The organism is Flavobacterium sp. (assembly GCF_043773265.1).
In the GTDB taxonomy this organism is placed as follows: Bacteria; Bacteroidota; Bacteroidia; order Flavobacteriales; family Flavobacteriaceae; genus Flavobacterium.
Map to the genome: position 1 here is coordinate 1 of NZ_JAYVFH010000219.1, position 7,512 is coordinate 7,512.

8 protein-coding genes and 1 pseudogene are annotated in these 7,512 nt (G+C 33.7%); all 9 read right to left on the reverse strand.

Going from position 1 to position 7,512, the window contains the following annotated elements; genetic code table 11:
- Positions 1 to 4: 4 nt before the first annotated feature.
- A complete protein-coding gene (locus ACH2BO_RS11645; RefSeq protein ID WP_395044908.1) occupies positions 5 to 511 on the reverse strand; it encodes an NADH-quinone oxidoreductase subunit J in 507 nt (168 codons plus the stop codon).
- Between the two features lie 2 nt (positions 512 to 513).
- The gene (locus tag ACH2BO_RS11650) at positions 514 to 1,059 is read right to left on the reverse strand and encodes a NuoI/complex I 23 kDa subunit family protein (RefSeq protein ID WP_395044909.1); all 546 of its coding nucleotides are present in this window, start codon (positions 1,057 to 1,059) and stop codon (positions 514 to 516) included.
- Positions 1,060 to 1,070: 11 nt separating this feature from the next.
- Positions 1,071 to 2,101 (reverse strand): annotated as a pseudogene (gene nuoH / locus ACH2BO_RS11655) (NADH-quinone oxidoreductase subunit NuoH).
- On the reverse strand, positions 2,094 to 3,143 hold the full coding sequence (locus ACH2BO_RS11660) for a 2Fe-2S iron-sulfur cluster-binding protein (RefSeq protein ID WP_395044910.1): 1,050 nt from the start codon (positions 3,141 to 3,143) through the stop codon (positions 2,094 to 2,096). Before ACH2BO_RS11660 ends, nuoH begins: the two are co-directional and overlap by 8 nt.
- A gap of 187 nt (positions 3,144 to 3,330) precedes the next feature.
- On the reverse strand, positions 3,331 to 4,698 hold the full coding sequence (gene nuoF / locus ACH2BO_RS11665; protein ID WP_395044911.1) for an NADH-quinone oxidoreductase subunit NuoF: 1,368 nt from the start codon (positions 4,696 to 4,698) through the stop codon (positions 3,331 to 3,333).
- Between the two features lies 1 nt (position 4,699).
- Positions 4,700 to 5,230, reverse strand: a complete 531-nt coding sequence (locus ACH2BO_RS11670; RefSeq protein ID WP_395044912.1) for a complex I 24 kDa subunit family protein — start codon at positions 5,228 to 5,230, stop codon at positions 4,700 to 4,702.
- A gap of 132 nt (positions 5,231 to 5,362) precedes the next feature.
- Complete coding sequence (locus ACH2BO_RS11675; protein ID WP_395044913.1) at positions 5,363 to 6,598, reverse strand: NADH-quinone oxidoreductase subunit D; 1,236 nt, start codon at positions 6,596 to 6,598, stop codon at positions 5,363 to 5,365.
- A 28-nt stretch (positions 6,599 to 6,626) separates the two neighbouring features.
- Positions 6,627 to 7,148, reverse strand: coding sequence for an NADH-quinone oxidoreductase subunit C (locus tag ACH2BO_RS11680; RefSeq protein ID WP_395044914.1), 522 nt, complete (start codon positions 7,146 to 7,148; stop codon positions 6,627 to 6,629).
- A gap of 1 nt (position 7,149) precedes the next feature.
- A partial coding sequence (nuoB, locus tag ACH2BO_RS11685) for an NADH-quinone oxidoreductase subunit NuoB (RefSeq protein ID WP_395044915.1) occupies positions 7,150 to 7,512 on the reverse strand: 363 nt, incomplete at its 5' end.

Sequence of the window (7,512 nt, forward strand, 5' to 3'; positions counted from 1 at the left end):
CATTTTATTTCTTTTCTTTTTTAGATATTAAAACTGTTCCAATCATTGCTACTAATAATAATATCGATGCATATTCAAACGGAACCATATATTCGTTTAATAATACTTTCCCCAATTTTTTTATTGACTGATAGTCTTCTCCTGTAGTATCATATTCTCCAATAATTGTTTTGGAATTAATGAAAACAGCTATTAAAACTATGCTCAATAAACAAAAAACAACAATGGCACCAAGTCGAGTTATTCTTGGTTTATGAACTTCGTCTTCCTTGTTTAAATTCATCAACATTATAGTAAACAGGAATAAAATCATTATTGCTCCTGAATAAACAATGATATGAACTATTGCTAAAAACTGTGCGTTAAACAATAAATAATGTGCAGCAATAGAGAAGAAACATAGTACTAGATAAATAGCACTATGAATTGGGTTTTTACTATAAATTGTCAAAAATGCAGTAGACAAAGTTATAGCAGATAAAATATAAAATATTATAAGTACTGTTGACATAGTTAGTTAAGGGTTTTTGTATTTGCCATAGCCATTTCTAGTGGCATTACTAATTTATCTTTTCCAAAAATAAAATCTTCTCTTTCATAACTAGAAGGCACTAATTCTTTAGAAATTGTTAAATAAATTGCGTCTTTTGGACATGCTTCTTCACATAATCCACAAAAAATACAACGAAGCATGTTTATTTCATATATTGATGCATATTTTTCTTCTCTATACAAATGTTCTTCTCCTGGTTTTCGTTCTTCGGCTTTCATTGTTATTGCTTCTGCAGGACAAGAAAGAGCACATAATCCGCAAGCAGTACAGTTTTCACGGCCTTGTTCATCTCGTTTCAACATGTGTTGACCTCGATAAACAGGGCTAAACTCTCTTACTTGCTCTGGATAATGAATAGTTGCTTTTTTTCTAAAAAAGTGTTTAAGGGTAATCCATAAACCTTTAAAAATAGCAATCAGGTACATTCTTTCTAAAAAAGTCATTTCCTTATTGGAAACTTGTATCTTTTTGCCTGATAATGATATACTTTGTATTGATGCTGACATAATTTTGTTACTTATTTAAAAGCTAAAATGCAAATTCCGGTAATGATAATATTTATAATAGAAAGCGGAATTAATATCTTCCATCCTAAATTCATTAATTGATCGTATCTAAATCTTGGTATTGTCCATCTTATCCACATAAAGAAAAAGATGAAAAAACATAGTTTTATAAACAAAACAAAAATTCCAATCACGTTTCCAATATTTACACCCCAATGTTCAATTACCCAACTCATTCCAGGATAATTGTATCCGCCAAAAAATAAAACAGCAATAATTGTTGATGAAATGAACATATTGGCATATTCAGCAAATAAATAAAAACCCATTTTCATAGATGAATATTCAGTGTGATAACCACCAATTAATTCGCTTTCACATTCGGCTAAATCGAAAGGTGTTCTATTAGTTTCTGCAAAAGCACAAATTAAAAATATTAAAAACGATAAAGGTTGATAAAATACATTCCAATTCATTCCTGATTGTTGAATAGAAATTTCTTTTAAACTTAATGTTCCTGTCATCATTAGCAACGCAATTACAGATAATCCCATGGCAACTTCATAAGAAACCATTTGAGACGCTGCACGAACTGCACCCATTAGTGAAAACTTATTATTGAAGCCCAACCGCCAATCATAATTCCGTAAACTCCCAAAGAAACTACTGCAAAAATGTATAACAATGCACTATCAGTATCTGTTGCTTGAAGAATTACATCTCTACCAAAGATATGCAATTTATCACCCCAAGGAATAACTGCACTTGTCATTAATGCGGTTATCATTGCAATTGCTGGTCCAACAAAAAATAAAAATCTGTTTTTGGTATTTGGTTCAAATTCTTCTTTGGCAAATAATTTCATTCCGTCTGCAAGTGGTTGCAATAATCCACCCCAACCTGCACGGTTTGGACCAACTCTATCTTGTAAAAACGCTGCGACTTTGCGTTCTGCCCAAGTAGAATACATTGCCATTATCATCGTGAAAGCAAAAATCACAATAATAAAGATACTTTTTTCAATGATAAAAGCTTTATCCATTTTTCTTACTGTCTATTAAGTTGCCATCAATTTTTTCATTATAATCAATTTCTGCCATACTTATTTTTTTATTGTCAATATCTCTTCCTTGAAGGATTCCTTTTTCGGTGTTGATTATAACTTTATCTGTTTTTCCGTAATATTTATTTTGATTTATTACAGAATCTTTTTCAAATTTTCTTGGACCTTCAATTGTCCAATCGGCTACTTCTTTATGGTCAAATCTACAACCGTTGCATATAAATTCTTCTACTTCGTGGTATTCATCTTTTCTTCCTGTAACTCTTTGAATTTCGCCACCAAACATCCAAACGGTTGTTTTTCCACAACATTTATCACAATTTCTATGTGCATTGAATGGTTTATTGAACCAAACTCTAGATTTAAATCTAAATGTTTTATCTGTTAATGCTCCAACAGGACAAACGTCTATCATATTTCCAGAGAATTCATTATCTACAGCTTTAGAAATACAAGTTGAAATATTTGAATGATCGCCTCTATCCATTACTCCGTGAACTCTATTGTCTGTAAGTTGATCTGCAACCATTACACAACGGTAGCACAAAATGCAACGGTTCATGTGCAACTGAATATTCTCGCCAATATTTTCTGGCTCAAAAGTACGTTTTTCTTCTATAAATCTAGTTTCAGATTTTCCGTGCTCAAAACTTAAATTTTGCAAATCACATTCGCCAGCTTGATCACAAACTGGGCAATCTAATGGATGATTTATTAATAGAAATTCGGTTACCGATTTTCTTGCTTCTTGAACTCTGTCTGATGATTTACTGTTTACTTCCATTCCGTCCATACATCCTGTTACACACGATGCCATTAACTTTGGCATTGGTCTTGGATCTGCTTCGCTACCTTTGGCAACTTCTACTAAACAGCAACGGCATTTTCCGCCACTACCTTTTAACTTAGAATAATAGCACATTGCTGGTGGCACAACATCGCCACCAATCATTCTTGCGGCTTGCAAAATGGTTGTTCCTGGTTCTACTTCTATTGACTGTCCGTCTATTGTTACTTTCATAATACCAATATATAATCCCTACGGATTTTTTTTTTAAATATTTGACTTAATTAAAGTCTTTATTTTATGTAATCATTATAATTAACTAGCCCAGATTGTAGAGAAAATCCTTTTTTTCTTTCAAAAAAAGATTGAAACGGAAAGCTGGAAAATGGTTTGTAAAAATGCCCAAGCCATTCGCTTCTAATTATACTAATTGATTTCCAACTAAATGCTTCACTTTTTCAAATGGTTCTGCCACAAAATGATCTCTATTTTTTACTTTTTCTGGAAAACGAATGTGGTATTCAAACTCATCTTTAAAATGACGAATCGCAGCTGCAACTGGCCAAGCCGCAGCATCGCCAAGCGGACAAATTGTGTTTCCTTCAATTTTACTTTGAATACTCCAGAGCAGTTCTATATCTTCTTCGCGACCGTGACCGTTTTCTATTCGGTGTAATACTTTTTCTAACCAACCTGTTCCTTCGCGGCAAGGCGAACATTGTCCGCAACTTTCGTGGTGGTAAAATCTTGAAAAATTCCAAGTGTTTCTAACGATGCAAGCGGTATCATTGTAAACTATAAATCCGCCAGAACCTAACATTGATCCTGTTGCGAAACCTCCATCTGATAGTGATTCGTATGACATTAATCGGTCTTCGCCAGCAGCAGTTTTATAAATTAAATTGGCTGGTAAAATGGGTACAGAACTTCCTCCAGGTACAAATGCTTTTAAAGGTCTGTCGGATGACATTCCGCCAAGGTATTCATCTGAATTCATAAATTCGTAAACGGTCATTCCCATTTCTATTTCGTAAACTCCTGGATTTTTAATGTGTCCTGAGGCAGAAATTAATTTGGTTCCAGTAGAACGACCGATTCCTATTGCAGCATAATCAGCTCCAGAATTGTTTACAATCCAAGGTACAGCTGCAATTGTTTCTACGTTATTTACTACGGTTGGATTTGCCCAAAGTCCAGAAACTGCTGGAAATGGTGGTTTTATTCTTGGGTTTCCGCGTTTTCCTTCTAAACTTTCTATAAGTGCAGTTTCTTCTCCACAAATATATGCTCCAGCTCCAATTTGAACATAAAGTTCTAAATCGAAACCAGATCCTAAAATATTTTTTCCTAAGAAACCTGCGGCTTTAGCTTCGGCAATGGCGCGTTCTAAAATTTTGTAAATCCACATATATTCTCCACGAATGTAGATGTAAGATAAATTTGCTCCAAGTGCGTAACTTGAGGTTATCATACCTTCGATTAATAGGTGAGGAATGAATTCCATTAAATACCTGTCTTTGAAAGTTCCTGGTTCAGATTCGTCTGCATTGCAGACTAAATGACGAGGTTTACCTGATTTTTTATCAATAAAACTCCATTTCATTCCTGCAGGAAATCCTGCACCACCACGACCACGAAGTCCAGAAGTTTTCACTTCTTCTACAACTTCATCTGGTGTTAAGGTTTTTATCGCTTTTTCTACAGATGCATATCCGCCTTCGCGACGATATACTTCGTAAGTTTTAATTCCTGGAACGTTTATTTTGTCTAATAATATTTTTTTGGACATCTTATTTTTCTAATAAGTTGATTTTATTATCTCTACAATCAGCAATTAACTGATCTATTTTTTCTTCGTTTAAATGCTCTTGATAAAAATCTCCAAGTTGCATCATTGGTGCGTAACCACAAGCGCCAAGACATTCTACGCCACGAACTTCAAACATTCCGTCTGGTGTTGGTTCTCCAACTTTTACACCTAATTTATTGCAAGTGTAATCCATTAAATTTTCAACTCCATTAAGACAACATGGTGATGTTTGGCAAAATTCAAACATATATTTTCCAATTGGTCGTTGGTTATACATTGTATAAAACGAAACCACTTCATAAACTTCAATTGGTTTTATGTTTAAAATTTCGGCAACTTTATCTTGCAATTCAAAGCTTAACCAATGATCGTGAGCATCTTGAACCTCGTGTAAAACTGGTAATAATGCCGATTTTATTTTATCTGCTGGATAATGACTGATTAACTCATTAATGCGAGTCATTAATGCTTCAGTTATATTTATCTCTTGTTTATATTGTGTTCTTTCCATTTTTATTTCTTTTGCCACAATGGCACTAAGTCACAAAGGTTTTTTAATTTTTATGTATTATGTAAATTTTATACTGTACTTAATTTTACATTATTATCACTTACATTTTTTTTAATTTACATTATAGTTTTATTAAGCGTCAAGTTCTCCTGCAATTACATTTAAACTTGATAATATTACTATTGCATCTGATAACATTCCGCCTTTAATCATTTCTGTATATGCTTGATAGTAAATGAAGCAAGGTCTTCTAAAGTGTAAACGATATGGAGTTCTACTTCCGTCAGTTACGAGATAAAATCCTAATTCACCGTTTCCGCCTTCAACAGGATGATAGATTTCTGCTACTGGAACTGGAATTTCACCCATCACAATTTTGAAGTGATAAATTAAGCTTTCCATGTTGTTGTATACATCTTCTTTTGGTGGCAAATAATAATCGGGAACATCAGCATGAATTGGTCCTTCTGGTAATTTTGCTAATGCTTGTTTGATGATGCTTAAACTTTCCCAAACTTCGGCATTTCTCACACAAAATCTATCATAAGTATCACCTGATTTTCCAACAGGAACATTAAAATCAAAATCTTCATATGATGAATAAGGTTGTGAAACACGAACATCATAATCAATTCCTGCAGCACGTAAATTTGGACCTGTTAAACCATATTGCATTGCGTTTTCAGCTGTAATTGGTCCAACATTAACTGTTCTGTCGATGAAAATTCTATTTCTTTCGAATAGGTTTTCAAATTCTTTCCAAGCAATTGGAAAATCTGTTAAGAAAGTGTCTAATTTTTTGAAAGCAACTTCCGACCAATCTCTTTCGAAACCGCCAATTCTACCCATATTTGTTGTTAGACGAGCACCACAAATTTCTTCGTATATTTCATACACTTTTTCTCTAAATTGGAATACATAAAGGAAACCAGTATATGCTCCAGTATCAACTCCAAGAATTGAATTACAGATTAAGTGATCGGTTATACGAGCTAATTCCATTACGATAACTCTTAGATATTGAGCGCGTTTTGGAACTTCAATTTCTAGTAATTTTTCAACAGTCATCCACCAAGCCATGTTATTAATAGGAGAAGAACAATAATTCATTCTGTCTGTTAATACATTTACTTGATAAAACGGACGGTTTTCGGCAATTTTTTCAAATGCACGGTGAATGTAACCAATGGTTGGTTCTGCATCAAGAATTCGTTCGCCATCCATTAACAAGATATTTTGAAAAATACCATGTGTTGCTGGATGCGTTGGGCCAAGATTTAATATTGAAAGTTCGCTTCCGTCTTCGTTGCGAGTTCGTTCAATAACTTTGGCATATCGATGCTCTGGTAATAATAATAAATCTGACATTTTATAATGTTGAATTATTTATTTTGTTTTATATTTTTTGTGCTGTTCTTCCAAAGAAACGATCGTCTTTATCGGTTCTTCCGCTGTCTTCTAGTGGGAATTCTTTTCGCATTGGAAACGACACCATTTCGTCCATATTTAAAATACGTTTCAGTTGTGGATGTCCTGTGAAAACAATTCCATAGAAATCCCAAGTTTCTCTTTCCATCCAATTGGCGCAAAGAAATAAATCGGTGATAGTGTTTACTTCTAGTTTTTCTTGATTTAAATAAGTTGTAATTCTTATTCTCACGTTTTCTATCCAATTGTGCAGGTGATATACTACAGCAAATTGATGATTTTCATCGTTATCTGGATAGTGAATTCCACATAAATCGGTAAGAAAATGAAAATTGAAATCTTCGTTAACTTTTAGAGTTCGAATTACTTCATGAATTGCATCTGGAGTAGCTTCGAAAGAAAAAATATCTCTGCTCATTGCAAAATTCAGCACTTTGTTGCCAAATTTTTGAGTTAATTTTTCTTGTATATTTGCTGTTTCTAATGCCATATTATAGGTTGTAAGAAGCTAATAATTCTTTATATTCTGGAGAACTTCTTCTGCGAACAGATTCGTTCTTTACTAATTCTTGTAATTGCATTACTCCATCAACAATTTGTTCTGGTCTTGGTGGACAACCTGGAACATAAACATCAACAGGAATTACTTTATCAATTCCTTGTAAAACGGAGTAGGTATCAAAAATACCTCCTGAACTTGCGCAAGCTCCAACTGCAATAACCCATCGAGGTTCTGCCATTTGTTCGTAAACTTGGCGTAGAATAGGAGCCATTTTTTTAGAAATAGTTCCCATTACCATCAACATATCTGCTTGTCGCGGAGAAAAACTAACTCGCTCAGAACCAAACCGTGC

What these genes read in the sequence shown, in the direction of transcription:
- ACH2BO_RS11660 (WP_395044910.1), bottom strand. Translation starts at nt 3,143, where the DNA reads ATGAAAGTAACAATAGACGGACAGTCAATAGAAGTAGAACCAGGAACA.
- ACH2BO_RS11650 (WP_395044909.1), bottom strand. Translation starts at nt 1,059, where the DNA reads ATGTCAGCATCAATACAAAGTATATCATTATCAGGCAAAAAGATACAA.
- ACH2BO_RS11645 (WP_395044908.1), bottom strand. Translation starts at nt 511, where the DNA reads ATGTCAACAGTACTTATAATATTTTATATTTTATCTGCTATAACTTTG.
- ACH2BO_RS11675 (WP_395044913.1), bottom strand. Translation starts at nt 6,598, where the DNA reads ATGTCAGATTTATTATTATTACCAGAGCATCGATATGCCAAAGTTATT.
- ACH2BO_RS11680 (WP_395044914.1), bottom strand. Translation starts at nt 7,148, where the DNA reads ATGGCATTAGAAACAGCAAATATACAAGAAAAATTAACTCAAAAATTT.
- ACH2BO_RS11670 (WP_395044912.1), bottom strand. Translation starts at nt 5,230, where the DNA reads ATGGAAAGAACACAATATAAACAAGAGATAAATATAACTGAAGCATTA.
- nuoF (WP_395044911.1), bottom strand. Translation starts at nt 4,698, where the DNA reads ATGTCCAAAAAAATATTATTAGACAAAATAAACGTTCCAGGAATTAAA.